This window comes from Lysinibacillus sp. JNUCC 51, assembly GCF_015999525.1.
In the GTDB taxonomy this organism is placed as follows: Bacteria; Bacillota; Bacilli; order Bacillales_A; family Planococcaceae; genus Lysinibacillus; species Lysinibacillus xylanilyticus.
This window is the reverse complement of the sequence record NZ_CP065545.1, coordinates 4,826,898-4,850,970: the sequence shown is the minus strand read 5'-3', so window position 1 is coordinate 4,850,970 and position 24,073 is coordinate 4,826,898. Positions and strand designations below refer to the sequence as shown.

21 protein-coding genes and 1 other annotated feature are annotated in these 24,073 nt (G+C 35.8%); of the genes, 8 read left to right on the top strand and 13 right to left on the bottom strand.

Annotation, left to right across the window (positions count from 1 at the left end):
* Nucleotides 1–166: 166 nt before the first annotated feature.
* The 5 genes from JNUCC51_RS23485 to JNUCC51_RS23465 form a co-directional block, all read right to left on the bottom strand.
* Nucleotides 167–412, bottom strand: coding sequence for a cold-shock protein (locus tag JNUCC51_RS23485; protein WP_337990018.1), 246 nt, complete (start codon nt 410–412; stop codon nt 167–169).
* A gap of 276 nt (nt 413–688) precedes the next feature.
* Nucleotides 689–1,126: a VOC family protein gene (locus JNUCC51_RS23480; RefSeq protein WP_337990017.1), complete on the bottom strand. Its 438-nt coding sequence runs from the start codon at nt 1,124–1,126 to the stop codon at nt 689–691.
* Nucleotides 1,127–1,751: 625 nt separating this feature from the next.
* Nucleotides 1,752–2,240: a DinB family protein gene (locus JNUCC51_RS23475; RefSeq protein WP_337990016.1), complete on the bottom strand. Its 489-nt coding sequence runs from the start codon at nt 2,238–2,240 to the stop codon at nt 1,752–1,754.
* 66 nt (nt 2,241–2,306) lie between these two features.
* Nucleotides 2,307–4,262, bottom strand: coding sequence for a S9 family peptidase (locus JNUCC51_RS23470; protein ID WP_337990015.1), 1,956 nt, complete (start codon nt 4,260–4,262; stop codon nt 2,307–2,309).
* Nucleotides 4,255–4,740, bottom strand: a complete 486-nt coding sequence (locus tag JNUCC51_RS23465) for a DinB family protein (protein ID WP_337990014.1) — start codon at nt 4,738–4,740, stop codon at nt 4,255–4,257. Before JNUCC51_RS23465 ends, JNUCC51_RS23470 begins: the two co-directional genes overlap by 8 nt.
* A gap of 186 nt (nt 4,741–4,926) precedes the next feature.
* On the opposite strand from JNUCC51_RS23465, the gene JNUCC51_RS23460 reads away from it, so the two are divergent.
* Complete coding sequence (locus JNUCC51_RS23460; protein ID WP_337992286.1) at nt 4,927–5,121, top strand: hypothetical protein; 195 nt, start codon at nt 4,927–4,929, stop codon at nt 5,119–5,121.
* 305 nt (nt 5,122–5,426) lie between these two features.
* Here JNUCC51_RS23460 and JNUCC51_RS23455 read toward each other — a convergent pair whose 3' ends face one another.
* Both JNUCC51_RS23455 and JNUCC51_RS23450 read right to left on the bottom strand, forming a co-directional pair.
* Nucleotides 5,427–6,626 (bottom strand): hypothetical protein, encoded by a 1,200-nt coding sequence (locus JNUCC51_RS23455; RefSeq protein WP_337990013.1) that lies wholly within the window; start codon nt 6,624–6,626, stop codon nt 5,427–5,429.
* Nucleotides 6,627–6,803: 177 nt separating this feature from the next.
* Complete coding sequence (locus JNUCC51_RS23450; protein ID WP_337990012.1) at nt 6,804–7,070, bottom strand: hypothetical protein; 267 nt, start codon at nt 7,068–7,070, stop codon at nt 6,804–6,806.
* 834 nt (nt 7,071–7,904) lie between these two features.
* Between JNUCC51_RS23450 and JNUCC51_RS23445 the strand changes: the two genes are divergently transcribed.
* Complete coding sequence (locus JNUCC51_RS23445) at nt 7,905–8,294, top strand: hypothetical protein (RefSeq protein WP_337990011.1); 390 nt, start codon at nt 7,905–7,907, stop codon at nt 8,292–8,294.
* Between the two features lie 156 nt (nt 8,295–8,450).
* On the opposite strand, the gene ileS is transcribed toward JNUCC51_RS23445, so the two are convergent.
* The 3 genes from ileS to JNUCC51_RS23430 form a co-directional block, all read right to left on the bottom strand.
* Nucleotides 8,451–11,540, bottom strand: a complete 3,090-nt coding sequence (gene ileS, locus JNUCC51_RS23440; protein ID WP_337990010.1) for an isoleucine--tRNA ligase — start codon at nt 11,538–11,540, stop codon at nt 8,451–8,453.
* Nucleotides 11,541–11,594: 54 nt separating this feature from the next.
* Nucleotides 11,595–11,834: a binding site (T-box leader), on the bottom strand.
* Between the two features lie 81 nt (nt 11,835–11,915).
* Entirely contained in the window at nt 11,916–12,761 is an 846-nt protein-coding gene (locus JNUCC51_RS23435; RefSeq protein WP_337992285.1) for a DUF2785 domain-containing protein, read from the bottom strand.
* 161 nt (nt 12,762–12,922) lie between these two features.
* Nucleotides 12,923–13,360, bottom strand: coding sequence for an Lrp/AsnC family transcriptional regulator (locus JNUCC51_RS23430; RefSeq protein ID WP_337990009.1), 438 nt, complete (start codon nt 13,358–13,360; stop codon nt 12,923–12,925).
* 141 nt (nt 13,361–13,501) lie between these two features.
* Between JNUCC51_RS23430 and JNUCC51_RS23425 the strand changes: the two genes are divergently transcribed.
* Nucleotides 13,502–14,086, top strand: coding sequence for a DJ-1/PfpI family protein (locus JNUCC51_RS23425; RefSeq protein ID WP_337990008.1), 585 nt, complete (start codon nt 13,502–13,504; stop codon nt 14,084–14,086).
* A 48-nt stretch (nt 14,087–14,134) separates the two neighbouring features.
* Here the strand turns inward: JNUCC51_RS23425 and JNUCC51_RS23420 are convergent, their stop codons facing one another.
* Nucleotides 14,135–14,986 carry a LysR family transcriptional regulator gene (locus JNUCC51_RS23420; protein ID WP_337990007.1) on the bottom strand — a complete coding sequence of 284 codons (852 nt, stop codon included), beginning with the start codon at nt 14,984–14,986 and terminating at the stop codon, nt 14,135–14,137.
* 168 nt (nt 14,987–15,154) lie between these two features.
* On the opposite strand from JNUCC51_RS23420, the gene JNUCC51_RS23415 reads away from it, so the two are divergent.
* The 5 genes from JNUCC51_RS23415 (at nt 15,155) to JNUCC51_RS23395 (ending at nt 19,537) form a co-directional block, all read left to right on the top strand.
* The gene (locus JNUCC51_RS23415) at nt 15,155–16,297 is read left to right on the top strand and encodes an MFS transporter (protein ID WP_337990006.1); all 1,143 of its coding nucleotides are present in this window, start codon (nt 15,155–15,157) and stop codon (nt 16,295–16,297) included.
* A 198-nt stretch (nt 16,298–16,495) separates the two neighbouring features.
* Nucleotides 16,496–16,972: a hypothetical protein gene (locus JNUCC51_RS23410; protein ID WP_337990005.1), complete on the top strand. Its 477-nt coding sequence runs from the start codon at nt 16,496–16,498 to the stop codon at nt 16,970–16,972.
* Nucleotides 16,908–17,519, top strand: a complete 612-nt coding sequence (locus tag JNUCC51_RS23405; RefSeq protein WP_337990004.1) for a hypothetical protein — start codon at nt 16,908–16,910, stop codon at nt 17,517–17,519. Before JNUCC51_RS23410 ends, JNUCC51_RS23405 begins: the two co-directional genes overlap by 65 nt.
* A 58-nt stretch (nt 17,520–17,577) precedes the next feature.
* A complete protein-coding gene (locus tag JNUCC51_RS23400) occupies nt 17,578–17,976 on the top strand; it encodes a hypothetical protein (protein WP_337990003.1) in 399 nt (132 codons plus the stop codon).
* Nucleotides 17,977–18,203: 227 nt separating this feature from the next.
* A protein-coding gene (locus tag JNUCC51_RS23395; RefSeq protein WP_337990002.1) for an IS3 family transposase occupies nt 18,204–19,537 on the top strand; the annotation gives its coding sequence in 2 pieces (ribosomal slippage) (nt 18,204–18,585 and nt 18,585–19,537; 1,335 coding nt in all).
* Between the two features lie 103 nt (nt 19,538–19,640).
* On the opposite strand, the gene JNUCC51_RS23390 is transcribed toward JNUCC51_RS23395, so the two are convergent.
* Both JNUCC51_RS23390 and acnA read right to left on the bottom strand, forming a co-directional pair.
* Complete coding sequence (locus JNUCC51_RS23390; protein ID WP_337990001.1) at nt 19,641–21,050, bottom strand: YcdB/YcdC domain-containing protein; 1,410 nt, start codon at nt 21,048–21,050, stop codon at nt 19,641–19,643.
* A 77-nt stretch (nt 21,051–21,127) separates the two neighbouring features.
* Nucleotides 21,128–23,833: an aconitate hydratase AcnA gene (gene acnA, locus JNUCC51_RS23385; RefSeq protein WP_337990000.1), complete on the bottom strand. Its 2,706-nt coding sequence runs from the start codon at nt 23,831–23,833 to the stop codon at nt 21,128–21,130.
* Nucleotides 23,834–24,073 lie beyond the last annotated feature (240 nt).

The following is a 24,073-nucleotide window of genomic DNA, read 5'->3' as shown; positions in this document are numbered from 1 at the left end:
ACACAAATGGTTAAGATAAGTATAAACATTTTTTCAAAAAAAGAAAGATGTTGAAAAAAGTGTAAAAAAAAATTGACTAACCTGCTCCGTTAGCTCAACAAAAAAAGATGCTGCCGCTGCAACACCTTGTTTAACTCTTGCACCCAGTTAGTTGAAGAAGAGTTTGTTAGTCAGATATAATGATTACATTTTCTGCAACTTGCTTTTGACCAGTAGAATTAGGGTTATCAACTAAATCAAAGGATACTTTCTGTCCTTGTTTAAGGAATCTGAATCCATTCAGAAATCTTTCATTATCAGGTAAAATCGAACTAAAATGAACAAAAACATGATTTCCATCATCACCGTCAAGCATGTTACGACCATAACCCTTTTCATCTTTAAACCATTTAACAATACCCTCTCTTTTCATATCTCTTCGACCTCTAATTCATTTTTTTCTCAACACTGCTCCGTTAGCCTCACCTGTTAGTTTAAGTACGTCTCTTCAACAAAAGTAAATGAAATATTCTAAAAAAAGAAACTATTACTTCGATAGTTTAACTAAGTGGTGGCGAACTTTTAAGAGGAATCATAAGAAAAAAGAGCTGTCTAAAACAGCTCAAAGATCTAAGAAAAACATCCGTTAGTTTACATACATTTCTTCAATAATACGAAAGAGTCGTACTTTCATTTTAATTAACATTACTTATTTGATTTCCTCAGCCAACTCCAAAATAATTCCTTCTGGACCACGAACGTAGCATAATTTATAACTTTCTTCATATTTCTGTATCTCACTAAAGATTTCCGTACCCTTCTTTTTCAATTTGGCAACAACCGCTTCTATATCTTCAACAGAAAATGCAATATGTCGGATACCCAGTGTATTTGCAAAGGTTTGCTGAACATCTTTTTCATCTGACGGTGAATAAAACTTGATTAGCTCTATCCATGTCTGACTGTCTTTCGTTCCCAATCCTACACACGCTACTTTAGCGTCATTAAGCCCAACTGCATATCCCATTAAATCTCCATCCATTTCCCATTCGCCTTTCACCTCAAGTCCAAAATCGAGAAAAAACTCTTTAACGGCAGAGAGATCATTTACGATTACACCCACATGATCTATTCTTTGGATCTTCAAATTTCATACCTCCATTGTTTCTGTTATTTTGCAATATCCTGTATTCAAATTCTAGTATTAACAAAGGGGCGATTAATATAATAAGATACCAGGTTCCAAAAGCGTCGTTTGGTCGCCTTCCAAAAAATGTTATTCAATAATATGGCCCTATTGTTGAAAGTCACAAAATATAAAAAATGACGACTTCATACATACGTTGTTAAGAAGTAAACTATACTAATAAAGTACAAATGATTTTGTGCTTTATTAGTTTAGTTCGATTCATCAAAAAGGATTGGATACTTACAGAATTTAAGGTAGGAATTATTAAGAAAAGAAGGAGAGATACGATGTTCGATCAAGTTGCATATTTTATTTTTAGAGCCCTGGTAATTCTAACGGTTTTGGTTGTTGTGTTTGGAATCCCTCTTGGGGATACACTGATTAGAAAAAAATAAGACTGCATCCAAATGGATGCATTTTTTTGATTTTACATTTTGCTTCGTTTCTATAATAGATTTAGGGATTGGAGAAAAAAAGTGGACCATATTGAAGTAAATCCCTCCGGTAGTTGAAGAAAAATAGCGTCGCTTATTAAACAATCGCGCCTTATTGTGGAACAAGAAATGTAAGTTGTCTCACTATCTCATTTAATATTAGTTTTCCAGCCTTTTTGTAGTTGTTTTCGGATGTAAACAATTTGTCCAATATGGTAAGCGTTATGCGTAGACATATTTCCCAGTACCCCCCACCACTTTGCAGTCTCTGGGAAACCATTCACTTCACTTTCAACCTTTTCTTCAGTTAGTAGATCTTGCCACTGAAGCAGAACCTTTAGGAGGCACTCTTTTAAGTCAGCAAATCTTTTATTTTCCGGAACAATAAAGCTTTTATTATTATCACCTATTGGCGCAACAGCATTCAGATGAGATTTTTGGTACCTCTTTTGCCATGTCTCATTCCAGTAAAGTAGATGTTGCACAATTTCAGCGATACTGTTACTTTCATCGTTTGGTTTCCAAAACGCTTCTTCCTCTGACAAGTTTGCTACTGATTCCGAAAACGGAGCGTAAAAGCTAGGGTCGTTCGCATTTGCTAACAACTGATCGACCAAAACATCTTTAGCATGAGACACTTCAATCACACTCCCTTTTAATTACTGTTTCATCCTTATATATCTGTGAGGATATCCATTTATCAATCATAAAACCCTAAAATCTTTCATACTTTCTCCAAAAATATAGTGTGAAAACCACATCAAATTCTGCTTCATAATAGCTACGTGAACCCCTGGTTGATCAGAACTATATGCCATTCCTTTAAATATAATTAATTCTGTATCAACTTCCATATCCTTTAGACCCTGATGTAGCTCATATGCATTTGTAATTGGAATTCTTGCATCCTTTTCACCATGTTGAATTAAGGTAGGTGTACAGGCTGATTTAATATATGTCATTGGTGATGTTTTCCTATATAAATCTGGATCATTCCATGGAGTATTTCCTAAATGCATTCTAATAAAGTAAGGGATATCTGTATTTACATAATGAGTACTCCAGTTCGTAATTCCGCCCCCAACTGAAATAGCTTTAAACCTACTACTAAATGTAGCACAGAAAGCTGATATATATCCCCCGTTACTCCATCCCATAACTCCTACTCTATCTTTATCTACAATCCCTTGATCAACTAATTTATCCACTCCAGAAATAACATCATCGTAGTCAGCCAGTCCTTGTTTTCTATAGTTTGCTTTTAAAAATTCATTACCATAACCAGAACTTCCCCTGTAGTTTGGTTCTAAAACTATAAAGCCTTTATCGATAAACTGTTCGATAGGATATTTCTCATTAAAACAGTCTGAAAATATTGGAAAGGATGCCCAGGCCGGTCCACCATGGATTACCACTAATAAGGGATATTTTTTATTTGCGTCAAATTCTACTGGGGTTGATAAAACTCCCTCTATTTCAAGACCGTCACTACTTTGCCATGAAATTATTTCTCTGTTACTTTTAAGCCTTCCATTGAAAAAGCTATTCTCATTCGTTATTTTTTCATCGTCTAAATAGATTTCAAAGGTTTCATTTGTAATAGCCTTATTATAGGTTGAATGATTTCCATCCCTTGTTATTGAAGCATCCATTATAAAGCAATCTTCTTTTTCGCTTAACATTTCCACAGTGCCATCGTCAGATAGCAAACCAATAAGATAATTAGTTTTATTCTGCCATCTAATTAAAATTCCTTTAGATGTCCATCGTAATGGAATAACCGTACTATCAAAATCTGTTAAAGGTTGAATTAGCTCTCCATTATTAATATCATATATCTCTAGTGTACTGTCTTGTATATGAGTCTTATAGTAAGCCTTCTCCCTTATGCTTGCTGAGTAACATATTTTACTACCATCAGGAGAAAAGCAAACGCTCCCTCCCAACAACTTATCTATATTAATCTTTTGTAGTTCACCAGCTTTAATATCTAGTATGTATAGATTTCCATTAATATAATCTTCCATATTTGGGCTTGGTGTAGCCATTAATACAACCTTTTCCCCATCATTTGAAATATCAAACTCTTGGACATGAAAATCCTTACCCTCAGTTAGTTGATAAACAACGCTATTTTCGTGTTCATTTATCACTTTTTCTATTTCAATGTAATATAAACAATTATTCTGGTATTCCTTACCTATATAACGGAAATCTCCATATAGTTCCTTACGTTTCTTTATCGTCTTAGATTCTATTGACTGTGCAACATAATAAAAGCCCTTGCCAGTAGGCTCCCATTTGAAATTATTGACCCCTTCTTTCTCATCAGTAATTTGAACCCCACTATAACCATCTATGGACTTAACAAAGATCTGATTTTTCTTATTATGCCCATCACCAACTGGGCTAAGGTATGCGATATTTCTAGAATCTGGAGACCATAATGGGCAGGTACTATCTATATCCCTAGTTGTTAATGGGTAACACTGCCCCTTATCTTTTTCATATATCCATACATGATTCCTATATGTATTGTCATTCCAGTTAGCTGTCTTTTTGACAAATGCTACGTTATTGCCATCGTCACTTATGTTTGTATCTGATAAGGTTGGTAGAGAAATAATCTCTTCTATACTTAGATATGTTTTTTCATTCATTTTCTTTAATACCGCCCCTCGTTATCTCTCTCCCAACAAAGTTAGCAGGTACAGGGCTTAGTTCTAATTCTCTTGCCCAAACAGAAAGTTGACCTATGTGGTGAATTTCGTGAGTAATTATATGGTGTAAAATATCATCAAAAGTGTATTTATCTTCATCCCAAGAAATACTGACTAGTTGTTCTCTTAAACCTCCTAAATTTGTTTTTATAAATTCAGCTATTTCATTTCGTGTTTTATCTGAAAGAGATTTAACCTTTTCAAGTGTATTATAATCAGCAAACTGAAATACTTTATCTTCTTTGCCTTGAATACCACGAATCCAACTATATTCCACATCAATTATGTGAAAAAGTGTATATAATATATTCCCTACTCCACCCCTGCGTTCTTTTAATAACTCTTTAATTGTCAGTTGATTGCACCAGTCAAACCATTCATCTCTTACATGCCAGTTATATTCAAAGAATTTAATCATTGTAAGCACTCCAATCTAGGTTATTACATTATATTTCAATTTAAATACAACTATTTCCTTCTTCAGTAACTTGCACCGTTAGTAAAAAAGCGTCTTCAATTGTTGTAAGTAAAATAGAAAGTTTCACAAATGACAGAAAATAGATTATACTTAACTAACTATCATATTCAAAAAGGAGCATTTCCTATGACCGAGAATAATCATTCTGAAGTAACCCCAAAAAAAATCAGCCTGCAAGAGGCCGTGAAAAAGCAGCTTGAAAACAAAAAGAACCATTCCTCTTCTAATAAAGGAAAAAAGAAAGCTGACCTTTCAACAAAAAAAATGAAAAGCCAGCAAACGAAAAAAACAAGCAATACCCGTAGAAAAATGGGTGTCTAATTTACTGACAATATCGGAAGACATATTACTGTTGATTTTGTTAAAAAAGGACCGAAAAAGGGAAGAATACACGGGATTTCCACGGAATTAAAGTATCAGGCTTACAGATGGATAGATTGGACGTGTACAGGAAATCCACTCTAAATAAAAGAAATGAAAAAGCATTCAATGGTTGAAGTAACCCCTGAATGCTTTTAAATTATTTTATCCTTCTTTTCATTTTATAACGTGTTTAGCTAAATGCTTCGTAAAAAAAGAGCTGCTTATGCAAGTCAATGATTTTCAAGTAAAACACCCCATGGGTTCTAATTCACATATAGCTTCAAAACATTTCCCTGTTTTTCATACCTTCCATTTATTACTCCGATTCCATCAATTTTAAGTGAATCGACATTTTCAATGGGATTAATCTTTAATATTAGATGTAATTTAATTATTTTATGAAGTCCATCCTTACAATAGGCAATAACAGGTTGTTGTACAAAATAGTCTTCTTTGTTAATTCCAACTTTTATAAAGTTCTTATGTAAAAGCTTATTTTCAAATGAGACGATATTCATCGGGTCAAAAGATTTAGCAGTTATTTCACCTTCAATAAATAGATGAATTCCTTTTTGTTGTTCAAAGTTTTCAAATGTATTTTTTCTATTTTGTATAGCAAAATTAATTACCTCCTCTGTTTCAGGGCTTATTTCTATGTTACTTATTTTTATAACGTCATCCGAAAGCTGTTTAAATATATCGTATAATGTTTCCTCTTTACCCCAAAAACTTTCCTTCCATCCTGGTGAAAACTCATCTAGTAACAAACACATAAACAAACCTGAACTATAACAACTCTTTCGTATATCAGAAGTAGATTCATATTTGTCTTTAAGGTTTTGTCCATATTTTTTTAGAACTGATTTGTAAGCTATAGGGCTATTTTCTGAGTAAGCTTTTAGTTCAACATACCACGCAGGTCCTTCAATTGTTTCAATTAAATTTTCATATAATAAATTATTATTAAACTTAGCAGTTCTTTTTTCTCTCAAGGCAATGAATGTATTAAGATATTGTTTCTTTTTAATAATATTATTTTCTAAAACCGCACTATAAAGGTTGATTCTTTCCTGATTTCGTAATTCCACATTTTCTTTTGATAACGGATATGTGATTCCCAGAATTTCATTCGCAAACCGTGTTTCGCCTTTAACATATTGAAAACCGTGGAATAATTCGTGTACAAGAATAAAATATAAACTTTCGTAATCCTCATATAATTCTATATTTACAATTGCTGTTGGATAATCATTATAAAGAATAAGTGTACAACCCATAAATTGTTCATCCCAATTTAAAATTTGGTAATTACTTTGTTGATTTTTTTTCATTCTAGGATGGTTGAAAAGATAAACATAACTCTTATCATATAATGCATAAGCAACCGATTCAAAACCTGACCAATAATTATTCAAATTTGCATTTACTAAGTCTTCGGAAATTCGATCAAGATATTTATTCATTCTTTTTATCCTCCTTATAAAAATTCATTATGTCTAAATTCTCTTTGGGATGAAAAAAATCCTTTTCAAAACGGGGCTTATGCAACTATCCTGTACCGTTAGTTCAATAAAAAAAGAGAGCTGCCTAAGCAACTCCATGTTCTTCAAGTAAAGCACCCCGTTTGCTCAATAAGTAGTTTATTTAAGCAACGGTTGAAGACCTATTAGCAAGGGTGCATACACGATTAGTGGAATAAGCAAAATTACTACACCAATTTTTTTATTTCCCTTTTGTAATAGCAAAAGAGAAGTCATGAAAAATAATGGGTAAATAATAAAAGCAATTATTAATATACCATAAACTAATTGATATAGTTTTCCTGTAAATGCTCCCGTGAATGGGATTAAAATCCATTCTAGTATGCTAAACGCAATAACCAATATCCATAACCATTTAAGTGTCATCACTAATCACCTCAATATCCCTGATTGGTCAAAAAAGGTAAAAATTCTTATTTCACTTTATCACCGATTAATATTTATTAATTTTACCAAATAAACCTAGTTGCTGTTCAATTAAAGTGCTTCATTAGCTCAATAAGAAAAGCTCCTTTGTTCGAACTGTGAACTATAAATAATTGAAATAAAAAACAATTAATGTTCAGAATTTTCTTAATATATAATTTAGGTTATGTTATAATTTTCCTTATCGTAACAAGGAGGTATAAGTCCAATGGTAAAAAAATAATAAGAGAAAATCTTAAATTATTTTAATAACTTTAGAATATACATGTAGATTTTCTCTTTCATGAATGAATATATTGAAATGAGGAAAAATTCCATGTTAAATAAATTAAGTGATACTATTTATTATTTATCTAATCAAGATGATAGAGAACGACCAACATTAGGATTGGTATGTGGTAACCGATATAGTCTTATAATAGATTCTGGTAATTCTCCTCAGCACGCTAAGGACTTTTTACTAGAAATCTAGAATCTAAATGTACCACCAGTTAAATATGTTGTTATTACCCATGCACATTGGGATCATTTCTAAGGAATGAACGAATTTGATGCAACGGTTATAGTTAATAGTCAAACAAACGAAATAATAAAAGAATGGCAAAGTTTGTCTTATGATGATAGTTCACTTCAAAAGTATGTGACCACTAGTCAGATGAGTGCTATGTGTATGAAGATTATACAAACTGAGATGCCAAATAGGGACAGTTTTAAGTTGAAATCTCCAGATGTAATCTTTGAAAATACATTAACTATTGATTTAGGAAACAAAATTTGTATTCTCAAAAGTATCAAAAGTACTCATACGATGATTCTAAAATCATTTATATTCCTGATGAAAAAGTTATCTTTTTAGGTGATTGTGCATATGGTACGACCACAAATTCTTTATTTCATTACAAGCAATCATTGTTATCGCCTATGATTAAAGACATTCAAAAATTTGATGCGGAAATGTTCCTACTGGGACATGAATCTATCTGTGATTTAAATGAAATGAATATATATTGGGAAGAGTTAACAACAGCAAGTCAAGTTGTAAAATCCACCTCACTAGAAAATGCGATAGAGTCCTTTAAAGCAGAAAATAAACGGGACCCTAATGATAATGAAATATTTTTCATAAAAGCATTTGTTAATGACCATATTATTCAGTCACAATAGTTATCTAGAAAAGTAGCCCCCTCATTTGAATGAGGGGGCTTTTAACTGTCTACCCGAGCATTTTCTACGCTTAGCTAATCATTTCTTCTGTCGATCCGAGCAGTTTCCCGGCTCAAGCCAACCAGTGAATTTGAAACTTACCTGACACGAAAGATATTACAGTTTAAAATAAACAGTAACTTTTTCATCGAACACTTCTGTTTCCAAATATCTTTCTCCGTGATTGTCATCCGAATATTGAATATCATTTAACAACACATTAGCCTTGAGTAACGATTCATGCTGTTGGATGATAGTTGTTGCTTTAGAACTTCCAGCAATCGAAATCGATACATACTGTTCAACAGGAAGTTTCCATTTTTTGCGTGTATCTTGAATTGTGCGAATTAGTTCCCTAATCTGTCCTTCTTCAAGTAAGCTAGCTGTCAGATGAACATTCATAAGGACTCGACAAGAAGCATCTTCGGCTAAGATATAATGTTCCTTCACAATAGATTCAGTTAACACATGTGCCTTTAATAATGTTGCCTGTTCCCCATCAATCGTTAACGTAACTGAACCTGTTTGCTGTAATACATTTTTCTCCTCATCAGGTAAATTCACTACATAATCTTTTACTTTGTTCACTTTTGGTCCAAACGCTGCACCAGCCGTTTTAAAATTAAGCTTATAATGAACTGTTTCATATGCTGAAAAATCATTTGTCCAAACACATTCTTTTATATTTAATTCATCTTTTACGAGCTCGCTATATGGTTGATAATCTGTTAACTCGCCATCAACAGCGACAATCATTTCACTTACCGGCTGCTTTACTTTGATCCCTTGACTATTACGTATGCTGCGACCTAGCTCTACGATTGTTAATATATTCGCCATTTCTTTTTCAAGCTTTGTATTCAATAGTTGATCATTACATGTTGGGTAGTTTTGTAAATGAACACTAAATCCTGATAATTGTCGATATAAATCCTCTGCGATAAATGGAGTGAATGGTGCTAGTAATTGGCAAATTGTTGTTAGTAACTCATACAGTGTACTATAAGCACCTCGTTTATCCTCTGTCAGCCCATTTGCCCAAAATCTTGCTCGTGAGCGACGGATATACCAGTTACTTAGCTCTTCCACAAGCTTGCCGATTTCGCGTGTTGCCTGTGTAAATTGATATTCATCCATAGATTTTGTAACGATCTGGATTGTATGATGCAATCGAGAAAGTATCCAATGATCTAACTTTGTACGTGTACCAGTCTTTTCTGCATCGTATTGGAAACCATCTATTTCTGCATATAGCTGATAAAATTTGAACGTATTATCTAATGTATCTACTAGCTTTGATTTCGCATCCATCACAATTTTTTTTGAAAAACGTTTAGGATTCCAAGGGGAACTGTCGACTAAGAACGCCCATCGTAAAGCATCCGCTCCGTACTGCTCTATCAGTTCAACCGGCTCTAACGCATTCCCTTTACTTTTCGACATTTTCTGCCCATGCTCATCTAAAACATGCCCTAAAGAAAGTACATTTTTATAAGGTGCCTTTCCTGTAAATAAAGTAGAAACCGCTAATAAACTATAGAAAAAGCCTCGTGTTTGATCGATACCTTCGATGACCACATCAGCAGGAAATTGATTGTTAAAAGTAGTAAGGTCTCCAAAAGGATAATGATGCTGAGCAAACGGCATTGAACCACTATCAAACCATACATCAATCACTTCAGGTGTACGTTCCATGTCACCACTACACTTTGGGCAAGTACACACAACTTCGTCAATATACGGCTTGTGAAGCTCGATGTCATGTAAAGTGCCCTTTGCTAATTTTTTTAAAGATGCAATACTATTTGGCGCCTCTTCATAACCACAATCCTGACAAACCCACACATTTAACGGTGTACCCCAATAGCGATTACGGCTAATATTCCAGTCCACTAGGTTTTCTAAGAAATTACCAAATCTACCGTGTTTAATATGATCAGGATACCATGTAACTTGTTCATTATTTTGTAAAAGTTTATCTTTCAATGCAGACATATTGATAAACCAGCTGTCAGTCGCATAATAAAGCAATGGTGAATCACAGCGCCAACAATGAGGATAGCTATGCTCATATTTTTCCTTATCAAACAATAGCTCCTTTTTAGCGAGCATTTTAATGATTTCGACATCGCAATCTTTCACAAATTTACCATTAAGCTCTGGAACCTCTTCTGTATAGCAACCCTTTAAATCAACAACATTGACAAATGATAGCCCATTTTGCTGAACCGTCTTATAATCGTCCTCCCCATATGCAGGTGCGATATGAACAATTCCAGTTCCACTGTGCTCTGTAACATAATCCGCTAGTACAACGACATGACCCTTATCAACTGTTACATAAGAAAAAGGTGGGGTGTACGATACACCTTCAAATTCACGCCCTTCATGTTCACTCAACACTTCAACAGAATCAGCAAAAACTTTATTCACTAGTGATTTTGCTAAGATATAGACTTTATCGTGCTGCTTCACTCGAACATATATGAGCTTAGGATTCATGGCTAATGCAACATTGGCAGGTAATGTCCATGGAGTCGTTGTCCAGCCAAGAAAATATTCATCTTTATCCTTTAGCTTAAACATTGCCGTGACAGATAAATCCTTTACATCCTTATAGCCCTGTGCAACTTCATGAGAGCTTAATGATGTTTGACAGCTAGGGCAATATGGTGAAACACGGTGCCCCTTATATAAAAGCTTTTCCTTATGCACATGGCTTAAAATATTCCAAACAGACTCAATATAATCATTACTTAGCGTTAAATACGGGTCATCCATGTCAATCCAATAGCCTAGCTGCTCAGTAAAGGAGCGCCATTTCTTCTCATAGGTAAAGACACTTCCCTTACACTCTTGAATAAATTGTTCGACACCATATTTCTCAATTTCTTGCTTACCAGAAATACCAAGCTTTTTTTCCACGCCTAACTCTACAGGTAAACCATGTGTATCCCAGCCAGCTTTACGTTCAACTAAATAACCTTGCATCGTTTTATAACGAGCAACGACATCTTTAATAGTTCTGCCAAATGCGTGACCTACGTGTGGTAAACCATTCGCTGTTGGCGGTCCTTCGTAAAATACAAAAGGCTTATTGTCAAAACGGTTCGCAACAGACGCTTGGAACGTTCCTTCTTGTTCCCACAATCGACGAATCCTTGTTTCTCTTTCTACAGTCGTTTCTTTCTTCTCTTCAGCTTGCATGTAAATTCCTCCTATACTAATTGTATAAAAGGCATACAAAAAACCCCGTCCCAAGTAAGGGACGGGGTTAACCGCGAATACCACCCTAATTCTATTGAATCAACGTTCAATAGCACTCAGCAACGTACAATCATACGTGTTCTTTTTAACGGTAGACACCCGGATTAGCTTACTATGTTCAGCCAATCTTCTCAGAGAGGATCTTCATGTAACACCTGCACACCGACTTCCACCAATATGTCGGCTCTCTGTAGAACAAAATGAAACACTACTCTTTCTCATCAACGAATTTGTATGCTTTTATTGTCAATCATCTTAACAAACTAATTATTGTCTGTCAATAATTTCAAAGCACTAATATTGGTAGTAATTTTCCTATAATTCATCAAGACATGCTTCGATGCTTTTATGAAGAGTTGCGAACTTAGGCTTCCCATTTGTTTTAATATAAAAGCTTTTCACAAAGGATTTACAGTTAAAAACTAAAATTCTGTGATGCTGTACATCGAGCTGCTCTTTTTTTACTTTTAAAGTTGCAGGTAATTCTTGTAGCAATTTAATGATCTCTTGCTCCTCTAAACCACGTTCATGCATAGTGAAAATAGGTGTTAAAATCCGTTCATCTTCATTGTGAATGAAAGCATAATCTTCTTGCAAAATGGCGTTAAATAATGTGCCTACTACTTCAATATAAGAGTCTTTATTTAATTTCGGATTTTTCACCAATTCATCGATTGCATCAGCCATATGGGCAACACTATGAGCCCAACCTTTCACCGGCACGTAGCCTCTTACATCCTTTTCAGCTGATAAATATGCTAGTAAACGATCTTTACACTCATTTATGTTGTGCTCAGATAAAAAATTGTCTTCGTTATCTCTATATAAAATAAGTGCGATTAAGAGCGACGTAAATGTGCGGGTAAAAACTAAATCTGATTCCCCTTCTTCAATCCCTTTACATAATAAATTATTCAAACATTCCTCTAAAAGCTCAGTTAAGAGTGAATGCTCGAGTAAGTTCTTTTCACGAATCAATTCATAAAAAGACCCATAAATTAAGTTATCTCGTAGTTCACTATCTAATGAACCGATATGTAACATCATCGATTGTATGAGTTGAGTTTGGTCCTCTTGCTGCCATGTTTTATTTCCACTGCTTATGTTTGTTAGTATTTCTTTTAATTCAATTTCCTTAAGTAGGTTTTTATTTAGTATCATTTCCAATCTTTCTCCCCTTACCTTTTGTGAATTTGCATAATCGTCTGTTACCACACCAGCCGATCATACAAATACTTACAATAATTGTACACTAATCCAAATATAAAAACAGCAACTTAAATTCTTCTCATTATTCGAACACAACTCCGAATTGACTTTTTCTAATTTTTATCAGAAAAAGGCTCAATGACCGCTTTTTCGTTTGAAGAAAGCACAATATTCGTTGATGGGGTTCCATAAGGCATTGCCTCATCAATAAACTGCTCCAATGTTTCCACTGAATTGGTTGCAATTTTTACAATATAACTTATTTCACCTGCTACACGATAGCATTCAAGAACATCGGGATGTGCGTTACAAAAATCCGAAAGACTCCTACAATCAATTGATTTAAATAAAATAATAGCTTGAATGTCGCGATTCAACTTTTTTAAATTTACTTTTGCACTATAAGCTTCAATAATCCCCTGCTCTTCTAATTTTTTAACCCGCTCAATAACTGCTGGGGATGATAAATGAACTGTAGCCGCCAATTCTTTCATCGATATTTTTGCATTTCGCTGCAATTGCTGTAAAATTTCTGTATCTATTTGGTCCATATGAATCCACCTTTTTTAATAAATTAAATTTAATAAAATTCCTTTTATTATAAAGTAAAACATCTAAATTACATTATACAGATTCTGTCATTGAATAGCCTCATTTATTACAATTAAATATATAAAGGAGGCATTAACAACATGAAAAAAACATTATTACTATTGGCAAACGGTTTTGAGGCTGTTGAAGCGAGTGTTTTTACAGATGTACTTGGCTGGAATAAATGGGAGGGCGACGGTACAACAGAGGTCGTGACCGTAGGGTTACATCACCAATTGCAATGTACATGGAATTTCAATGTAGCACCCGAAAAATTACTTCATGAAATTTCATTAGAGGAGTTTGATGCCCTAGCGATTCCTGGGGGTTTTGAGGAAGCTGGATTTTATAATGATGCCTTTAGCGATGAGTTTCAGGCAGTTGTTCGTCATTTCGATGAACATAAAAAACCGATTGCTACGGTTTGTGTAGCTTCGCTAATTTTAGCCCATAGCGGAATACTACATAATCGCAAAGCTACTACTTATAATCACCCAACAAGTAAACGACTGGCACAGCTACAATCCTATGGTGCAGACATCGTCAATGAACGAATTGTTCAAACTGGACATATTATTACATCCTCCAATCCCGGCACTGCATTCGACGTTGCCTTTAGCTTACTAGAAATGCTGACATCTGAAGAAAATACAAAAAAGGTAAAGGACTTAATGGGATTTAAATAATTTAATGAAGCTGTCTCATAGCGTTAAGTTGAGACAGCTTCATTCCGTTTAATTTGATAATAAATGATGTAACTTCAATCCAAATTCTTTGCTTTTTGTAACCAATGAAATTGTTCTTGTTCTTCCAAAATTATTAATTGGTAAGGCAAAAAGCTGAAGATGACCGATATTTTTAGCCATAAGCTCTGGTACAATCGTAATTCCCATTCCAGAACTTACTGCTCCAAAGATAAAATCCCCAAAGTTTACCTCAGTAATAATATTAGGTGTGTAACCAAGAGATTGTATTTGTTCCACTATGTCCTTCCTTGAATCACAAGGAGCTTGATGAACAATAAGCGGCTCCTCACATAATTCTTCCAGATCGACTGCTGTTCTTGAATTAAAACGATGATTCAACGGAAACACAGCATAGTATGGTTCCGTAAACAATTCACAACTCCACAAAGATTCTCTCGAATATTTCGCATCCACAAAAACTGCATCAAGTCTACCTTTTTGTAAAGATTGCAACAGTTCATTTGAAGTATTTTGAATCATTAATGTTATAGGTCGATCTAGTTGCTTAAGTTCATTCATTTTATTTGGCAAATAGTAAGTAGCTAAGCTAGGCAGACCACCGATGGCAATTGGATTGCTCTGACTAAATTGCTGTAATTCGTCACGAATAGCTGTTATCTCATTCAAAACTGGTGTAATACGAGTGTTAAAACGTTCACCAGCCTCCGTTAATTCAATACCAATGGATGTCCTATGGAATAGCTCGATGCCAAGATTATTCTCTAAGTTTCGTATATGTTTACTTAGTGCAGGTTGGGAAAGATTAGTGATTTGAGCAGCTTTTGAAAAACTTTTCTGATTGGCTGCAGCAATAAAACTATATAACCATTCTACATTCATTATATTCCTCCACATCCTATAACGATTCGTTATACCCTTATAAAATAGTGATTGTTCCATATTCTTATTTTTCTAGTAACCTATTAAATATACAAGGTGCTTCGATTATAACATAACGTTATAGGTCGTCTATACTTAACATCTTTAATATTTTTGGAGGTTCACTATATGAAAAATGTTTTATTATTATCATTCGGTATGTTTGCTCTTGGATTTGATGCCTATGTAATCGCAGGGCTCCTTCCAGGAATTAGCGATACATATCAAAAAAGCACATCACAAGTTGGCCAGGCTGTGAGCATTTTCACATTATTTTACGCTATCTCAGCGCCGTTATTTTCTACTTTACTTGCAGGAAGACCAATTAAAATAATCTTAATATGGTCAATGCTTATCTTTACAATTGCGAATAGCATTACAGCTTTAGCTCCGACCTTTTCTATTCTTCTACTATCGAGAGCGATTGCGGGGACAGGGGCTGGTTTATTTTCACCATTAGCAGTTGCGGCCTCTTCAAAGTTCGTATCAAGTGATAAGCGAGGGAGAGCATTAGGATTGACTATTGGAGGAATGAGTATGGGAACAGTGCTTGGGGTTCCTTTAGGTATTTATATATCAAACTTATTTGATTGGAAAGTAACACTTTGGCTATTAGTTATGATCGGTCTTATTGCTGTTTTATGTATGTATATTTTCCTGCCCGATTTTCCAACAACGCCTCCCCCTACACTTAACGAACGATTAAAGATGTTCCTCGATAAAAGAGTAACTATAACTGTAGGTATAACATTTTTCGCCAGTGTTGCAAGCCTTGGATTGTATACATATCTATCTCCCCTTTTAGAAGAAATGACAAGCTCCAGTAATTTAATAATATATCTTTGGGCATGGGGATTCGGTGGGCTGGTTGGAAGTATAATGATCGGTTACATAATCGACTATTTCGGAAAACCAAAAACTTTGGTTACAATCATTTTATTTACTTTAACTTTATCCATAATTTGTTTACCATTAATGATTAACTTACCTATATTAAAGTACTTACCTTTCTTTGTCTGGGGAGCAATGGGTTGGGCATGTGTAGCCCCTCAACAACATATTTTACTATCATATCAGCCGAACAACGGGAGTTCGGCAGTGGCTTTAAACAGCTCTGTAAATTATTTAGGCAGTGCAATCGGTGCAAGCTTAGGTGGGATTGTACTATCCTTACAAATTGGAACAATAACATTGATATATTTCGCAGTCTTCTCTATGTTATTCGCCATTTGTTTACAGTTCTATAGTTTGAAGGGCAAATTTAGCGTTTAAACTTATTTAATTTATTGCGGTTCTAACTATGGATTTGATGATCCTATTCGTCACTTTGATGGTTAGAATCGCAATTTTGTGTTCCTAACTTTCTTTTGGTTGGGCTTTCCGTCGCTTAGGCCGGGTTTTCCGTCACTTCGATGGTTCCATCCGTCGCTCTGACGATTCTTTCTGTCACTTCGGTGGGACCTTCCGTCTTTGGAGATTCCTTCCCTCGCTTTGGCCGGTCTTTCCGTCGTTGGAGATTCCTTCCCTCGCTTTGGCCGGTCTTTCCGTCGTTGGAGATTCCTTCCCTCGCTTTGGCCGGTCTTTCCGTCGTTGGAGATTCCTTCCCTCGCTTTGGCCGGTCTTTCCGTCGTTTCGATGGTTCCATCCGTCGCTCTGACGATTCTTTCCGTCACTTCGGCGGGAACTTCCGTCGTTGGAGATTCTTTCCGTCGCTTTGGCTGGGCTTTCCGTCGTTTCGATGGTTCCATCCGTCGCTCTGACGATTCTTTCCGTCACTTCGGCGGGACATTCCGCCGTTGGAGATTCTTTCCGTCGCTTTGGCCGGTCTTTCCGCATTTCGATAGTCTTATCCGTCGCTCTGACGATTCTTTCCGTCACTTCGGTGGGACCTTCCGTCGTTGGAGATTCTTTCCTTCGGTTTGGCCGTTCTTTCCGTCGCTTCGATAGTTCTTTCCGTCGCTTTGGTGGGATCTTCCGTCGCTCTGACGATTCTTTCCGTCACTTCGGCGGGACCTTCCGTCGTTGGAGATTCTTTCCTTCGCTTTGGCCGGTCTTTCCGTCGTTGGAGATTCTTTCCTTCGCTTTGGCCGGCCTTTCCGTCGTTTCGATGGTTCCATCCGTCGCTTTGGAGTTTCTATCCATCGTTTCTGAAGTTCTATCCGTCACTTTGGCGTTTCTATCCACGATTCTGGTGGTTCTATCCATCACTTTGACGTTTCTATCCACGATTTCGGTGGTTCTATCCATCACTTTGACGTTTCTATCCACGATTCTGGAGGTTCTATCCATCACTTTGACGTTTCTATCCACGATTTCGGTGGTTCTATCCGTCACTTTGACGTTTCTATCCACGATTTCGGTGGTTCTATCCGTCACTTTGACGTTTCTATCCACGATTCTGGAGGTTCTATCCATCACTAAGCGTTATATGATGTATTACAATCATTTGAAAAAGTTGCCGCTTGCATTAATTGTAAACTCCTATGATCTGTAACTATTTGTAATTTATTTCGTCTATTTGGAAATAGAACTAACTTTCTGGAGGCAGTCTAATGAAAAAATTTTTGATTCTAATTTTGTTGGTAAGTCTGTTTTTAGTTTCTGCTTGTACAAATGGAAAAACGCAATCATTAGAAGCCTTTTATAAGGATGCAAAAATTGAAAGTATAGATAGAGTGGTTATCCAAGATGGTTCAACAGGTGCTTCGAAAACGATAAATAAGCAAGAACAAATCAATGACTTTGTTTCTCTGATTAAAGATATACAAATTACTCCGCAAGACAATCAAGAAAATCGTGTTGGATGGAGATATGGTATTACTCTTTTGGACAGTGAGAAAGAATTTAAATTCACACTAAGTGAAATTGACAACATCTACTATGATTCAAACCCAGATATTTATCCTATTGTAGATAACTATTACAAACAGTTAGAAATTTTAGAAGAGTAAAGCTTTTAAAACTTTTGACCTCTTAATGTTAAAGCCTTTTTTATGCATTTTGTAAGTTCTATCCGCCACTTTGATTAATTTCTATACCGACCAGTCATTTAGACAGAAATGGATAAAAAAACCGACTTCACTGTAAACTGTACCCTATAAGATAGACACTTTGAAAAAAGTCTATCCTATAGGGTACTTTTGTTTATAATGAGAAAAAAGATGTTGGAGTGGAATAAATGACGAAAAGATTATTTACTAAAAAAGAGCAAGAACAACTAAAATGTAATCCTAATATCCAGGCTATTAGTGATAAAGCGATTACTTATACTGAGGAATTCAAACGCCATTTTATTGCAGAAAATGAAAAAGGAAAACTCCCAAGAACGATTTTTGAAGAGGCTGGTTTAAATGTTGAACTAATTGGTTTGAAGCGCATTAGTTCAGCGGGAAAGCGTTGGCGTGCAGCTTATCGTACAACTGGAGTAGCTGGTCTACAAGATACACGTAAAACGAATTCAGGTCGTCCAATAGAACGGGAATTAAGTTTAGAAGAAAAAATTGCACGATTAGAAGCGAAAAATCGATTATTACAAGCGGAGAATGAACTTTTAAAAAAGCTCGATCTACTCGAAAGGCAGATGTTAAAGAAGAAATAACAATTACAACAGAACTAAAATTTGATTTAATCAGTAAAACGATTCAAAAATATAAACTAAAACGTTTAGTAAGTTATCTATGCGAAATCATGGGTGTATCTCGTTCAGGTTACTATAATTATTTCACAGAAAAATCAGCACAAAAGCGTGCAACCCATGAGTTAGCAGATAAAGCCATCAAAGATATCATTTTAAAAGCGTATCATTTCCGTGGGCGTAGGAAAGGTGCACGTCAAATTAAAATGACGTTAGAAAATCAATATGGGATTACATATAACTTAAAACGTATTCGCCGTATTATGAAGAAATTCGAGATTGTATGCCCAATTCGAAAAGCAAATCCTGCACGTAGAATGGCCAAAGCAACAAAAGAACATCGTACATGTCCAAATGAATTACAACGTAACTTCAAACAAGGTGTAGCAGGAAAAGTATTATTAACAGATATCACGTATTTGACGTATGGAAACGGCAAACGTGCTTATTTATCAACGATTAAGGACGCTGAGACAAACGAAATTTTAGCGTATGAAGTATCTGCTTCATTAAGTATGGATATTGCGCTCAATACTCTTCGTAAATTGAAGCGAAATCACCACCATTTAACGAAAGATGCATTTATTCATTCAGATCAAGGATTCCATTATACGAATCCAAAATTCCAGAAACTTGTGAAGGAAATGGGACTAGGGCAATCTATGTCAAGGCGAGGAAACTGTTGGGATAACGCCCCTCAAGAATCCTTCTTCGGTCATTTTAAAGACGAAACCAATCTGAAAGCGTGCGAAACATTAGAAGAAGTAAAACGAGAAGTGAAAAGTTATATGATGTATTACAACCATTATCGAGGGCAATGGAACTTGAAAAAGCTGCCGCCTGCAAAATACAGACAGCAGCTTCAAAAGGTAGCCTAGCTTTTTTTCAAAATGTCCTTTACAAAGGGTACACTTTACTGGAAATCGGTTTTTATTTTAAAGATTCCTTATCAGCCTACAATAAACAATTCACCGAAAAAAGTTAAATATTACTGACAATAACTTCGCCAGTTGTTGCGTCAATATACCGGATTGGTGATCTAGTATGTCGATCACAAGCTTGATAGACAAGTTGATAAGACTCTATTTCTTCATCATAATTTTTGTCCCAAACCAATTGAAAGTCGACATTTTCTAGAAATCGACGATACGCTTCTTCCGTAGAAATAGCTGGTTTTATAGGAATTTGGCTAAGTTCATCCAAATCAAAATTCGGTCCACTATAATAATCAATTTGACCTGTTGTACGATTAACAACGACGATAACCATATCAAGAATAGATATTCCTTGGCTATAATGGATATGGAAAATAAACGATTCTTTTTCACTTTCACCCTCTTCCTCATCTTCTCGAATTAATCGTTGAAGATAAGGATAGTAATCAGGGATTATTTTCATTAAAAAGTCTATTGCTTTTTGATAACATGCTTCTTGACTAAGCTGTAGATTTCCCAAACGTTCATGCATCCATCCAAAACTTCGTATTTCACCAGTTTTCTTTGAAATAATAGCTTTTACTGTATCTTCTGAACGCATTTTAAAAAAGCTGTTCATCGATAAGTCTTGCTCTCTCATTTTCCAGTCCCGCTTACGCCATACACTCCCTATCTCTGGTCCCATGTCTACTTCTCGAATATGCTCCAGTTCATCTGTTATACCAATGATCTCTTCATTCGTATATTCATTGGCAATCATATTAGTTGGCAATGGAGGAAGAGCAGCATAACATTCAGGCTTATTCTCATCACGAATAATCGTTAATGTTGGTTCTAAAGCATCTGCTTTAAAGTGTAAAAATGAATTTACCTGATATACGAGATGAAGACCATCTTTCTTTACATTGTAAACATCACGAGATAATTTTGATATTACTAGTTGTAATGCTAATGCATTGCGCACATATTCCAACAAAGCTTCCTTCGAAACTAGGCTTGAAGGGATTTTAGGGCTTATTTTCACTCCGTTGTATCTAAATCCAACAATATTTCCTAATGCATCAACATCTATAAAGCAACCAGCATGTTCTAACGGTAAATCCATGACAAATTGTTCAAAATAAAAACGATCCACTCTAGATAGATCTTCAACTTTTGAAAACGTCAAATCTTCCAGAGCAGATGGATAATGACTAAGTAAAAATTGTTCGGCACACTTTCTTTTTTTATCAATAGATAAAGATTCTGCATCAGAAACAGAGTCATTTTTTTCAATTGATAAGTATATGAGGTTTCCAGTGTAGTCTAACTCAACAGTCAGACTTTCATCTTGTTGTTCATTTGCCCATGAGAACATCACTCTCTCATCATTAGAATACTCTTCTATGATTAGTTTATAGTGATTGGGTAATTCAACAATTGATAAAGCGCGTTCTTTTAGTTTATCTTTATGCAAATCTAAGACCCCTTACAGTTATTTTCTATGTATAGACAAAAACCGACCTCCTAAGAGATCGGTTTTTATTTAAATGATTATTGAGCAGCTTTCGCGCGAAGAACCATTTGTAGGATACCACCGTGACGGTAGTAGTCTACTTCTACTTCTGAGTCGAAACGAGCTAAAGCTTGGAAAGTTTTAACTGATCCGTCTTCAGATTTAGCAGTAACTGTTAAGATTTCACGTGGTTTCACGTTGTCAGTAATGTTAACTGAGATTTCTTCTTTACCAGTTAAGCCTAAAGTATCAGCTGATTCACCTGGCATGAATTGAAGTGGAAGAACACCCATCATTACTAAGTTAGAACGGTGGATACGCTCGTAAGATTGTGCGATAACTGTTTTGATACCAAGTAAGTTAGTACCTTTAGCAGCCCAGTCACGAGAAGAACCCATACCGTAGTCGTTACCAGCAAGTACTACTAAGCCAGTACCTTGTGCTTGGTATTTCATACATGCGTCATAGATGTACTCTACTTCGCCTGTTGGCCAGTAAGTAGTGAATCCACCTTCTGTACCAGGAGCAACTTGGTTACGGATACGGATGTTTGCAAATGTACCACGCATCATAACTTCGTGGTTACCACGACGAGAACCGTATGAGTTGAAGTCACGGATTGCAACACCGTTTTCGATTAAATATTTACCTGCAGGTGTATCTTTACCGATTGCACCAGCTGGAGAAATATGGTCAGTTGTAATTGAGTCACCGAACTTCGCCATAACGCGTAAGCCTTCTAAGCCTTTAATAGCTTCTGGCTCTTTCGCAAGACCTTGGAAGAATGGTGGGTTTTGGATGTAAGTTGATTTGTCATCAAATGTGTATAGAGACTCAGTTGATGTTTCAATTGCATTCCATTTTTCGTTTGCTGTGAATACAGTTTCGTATTCTTTTTGGAATAATTCACGGTTAACTACAGTACCTAATACAGCGTTAACTTCTTCAGTTGTAGGCCAGATATCAGCGAAGAATACATCGTTGCCATCTTTGTCTTTACCGAATGAATCTTTTTGTAGGTCAACATCCACAGTACCAGCAAGTGCATAAGCAACAACAAGTGGTGGTGAAGCTAAGTAGTTAGCTTTTACAAGTGGGTGTACGCGACCTTCGAAGTTACGGTTACCAGAAAGAACTGATGTTACGAATAAGTCGTTATCTTTGATAGCGTCTTCGATTTCAGGAAGTAATGGACCTGAGTTACCGATACATGTTGTACAACCGTAACCTACAGTGTTGAAACCGATTTGGTCAAGGTATGTTTGTAAACCTGAATCTTCAAGGTAACCAGTTACTACTTTAGAACCTGGTGCTAAAGAAGTTTTTACCCATTTAGGTACAGTTAAGCCTTTTTCTACAGCTTTTTTCGCAACTAAACCAGCAGCGATTAATACGTATGGGTTAGATGTATTTGTACAAGAAGTGATTGCAGCAATTGCTACAGCACCTGTTGGGATTTCTACATCACCTTCAGCGAATTTAGCTACAGAAGTTTTTGCGAATTCATCTTCAGTTAAACCGAAACCTTGTGTACCTTGTGGTGCCACTACTGCTTCTTTGTAACGAGTACGCATTTGAGATAGTGGAATTAAGTCTTGTGGACGTTTTGGACCAGAAAGGTTTGGTTCGATTTCAGCTAAGTTTACTTCTAATACGTCAGTGTAAACTGGCTCTAAAGTTGGATCGAAGAACATGTGGTTAGCTTTTAAGTAAGATTCTACAACCGCGATGTGCTCTTCGTCACGACCAGTTAAACGCATGTAGTTTAATGATTCTTCGTCAATTGCGAAGAAACCACATGTAGCACCATATTCAGGAGCCATGTTAGAGATTGTCGCACGGTCAGCTAGTGGTAATTTAGATACGCCAGGTCCGAAGAACTCAACGAATTTACCAACTACGCCACGTTGACGTAATACTTGAGTTACTTTTAATGCTAAGTCAGTAGCAGTAGTTCCGTTTGGAAGATCGCCAACTAATTTAACACCGATAACTTCTGGGATTGGGAAGTATGAAGGTTGACCAAGCATACCTGCTTCAGCTTCGATACCACCAACGCCCCATCCAAGAACGCCGATACCGTTGATCATTGTTGTATGTGAGTCAGTACCTACTACTGAATCTGGGAAAGTTTCGAATGTACCGTCAGCATTTTCGTTTACGTGTACAACTGGAGCTAAATACTCTAAGTTTACTTGGTGAACGATACCAGTTGCTGGTGGTACAGCACGGAAGTTATCGTAAGCAGTTTGTGCCCATTTTAAGAAGTTATAACGCTCAGCGTTACGTTCGAATTCTAGGTCCATGTTTGCTGCTAATGCAGATGCATTACCATATTTGTCAACTTGTACTGAGTGGTCAATTACAAGGTCAACTGGAATAGCAGGGTTGATTTTGCTTGGGTCGCCGCCCATTTCTTTCATAGCAGAACGTAGAGAAGCAAGGTCAACTACTACTGGTACACCAGTGAAGTCTTGTAATACTACGCGAGAAGGTTTGAATGGTACTTCTGCTTCTGGATCTGCACCGTTACCCCATTTTGCTAATTCGTTTACGTGCTCTTCTTTGATAACATATGCATCATATTGACGTAAAACTGATTCTAATAATACTTTGATTGAGTAAGGAAGGTTTGAAACTTTTGCAACGCCAGCTTTTTCAATCGCAGCTAAGTCATAGTAATTATAAGTTTTACCATTAACTTCGAATGATGCGCGGCTGTTGTGTAAATTACCTTGTGCCATTTGCGGATCCCCCTAAATATCTTTTTGAAAAGGCCTATATAAATTGTTAAAGCATCTTTTCTCCAATACCCATATTAGCGCATTTATATTCATAAGTAAATTACATTAATATTATCTTTTTCAATAAGGATTACTTATGACCTCGGTTTGTAGCCTAATGTATTTAATTTTTTGATGTGCATAATATCAAGGTTTCGCTAAAAAGAAATTTTTATACCTATATAAATAAGTGTATTTAAA

Coding starts and splice junctions, on each gene's coding strand:
- JNUCC51_RS23485 (WP_337990018.1), bottom strand. CDS start 412: ATGAAAAGAGAGGGTATTGTTAAATGGTTTAAAGATGAAAAGGGTTAT.
- JNUCC51_RS23470 (WP_337990015.1), bottom strand. CDS start 4,262: ATGAATGAAAAAACATATCTAAGTATAGAAGAGATTATTTCTCTACCA.
- JNUCC51_RS23465 (WP_337990014.1), bottom strand. CDS start 4,740: ATGATTAAATTCTTTGAATATAACTGGCATGTAAGAGATGAATGGTTT.
- JNUCC51_RS23460 (WP_337992286.1), top strand. CDS start 4,927: ATGACCGAGAATAATCATTCTGAAGTAACCCCAAAAAAAATCAGCCTG.
- JNUCC51_RS23455 (WP_337990013.1), bottom strand. CDS start 6,626: ATGAATAAATATCTTGATCGAATTTCCGAAGACTTAGTAAATGCAAAT.
- JNUCC51_RS23450 (WP_337990012.1), bottom strand. CDS start 7,070: ATGACACTTAAATGGTTATGGATATTGGTTATTGCGTTTAGCATACTA.
- ileS (WP_337990010.1), bottom strand. CDS start 11,540: ATGCAAGCTGAAGAGAAGAAAGAAACGACTGTAGAAAGAGAAACAAGG.
- JNUCC51_RS23435 (WP_337992285.1), bottom strand. CDS start 12,761: ATGATACTAAATAAAAACCTACTTAAGGAAATTGAATTAAAAGAAATA.
- JNUCC51_RS23430 (WP_337990009.1), bottom strand. CDS start 13,360: ATGGACCAAATAGATACAGAAATTTTACAGCAATTGCAGCGAAATGCA.
- JNUCC51_RS23425 (WP_337990008.1), top strand. CDS start 13,502: ATGAAAAAAACATTATTACTATTGGCAAACGGTTTTGAGGCTGTTGAA.
- JNUCC51_RS23420 (WP_337990007.1), bottom strand. CDS start 14,986: ATGAATGTAGAATGGTTATATAGTTTTATTGCTGCAGCCAATCAGAAA.
- JNUCC51_RS23415 (WP_337990006.1), top strand. CDS start 15,155: ATGAAAAATGTTTTATTATTATCATTCGGTATGTTTGCTCTTGGATTT.
- JNUCC51_RS23400 (WP_337990003.1), top strand. CDS start 17,578: ATGAAAAAATTTTTGATTCTAATTTTGTTGGTAAGTCTGTTTTTAGTT.
- acnA (WP_337990000.1), bottom strand. CDS start 23,833: ATGGCACAAGGTAATTTACACAACAGCCGCGCATCATTCGAAGTTAAT.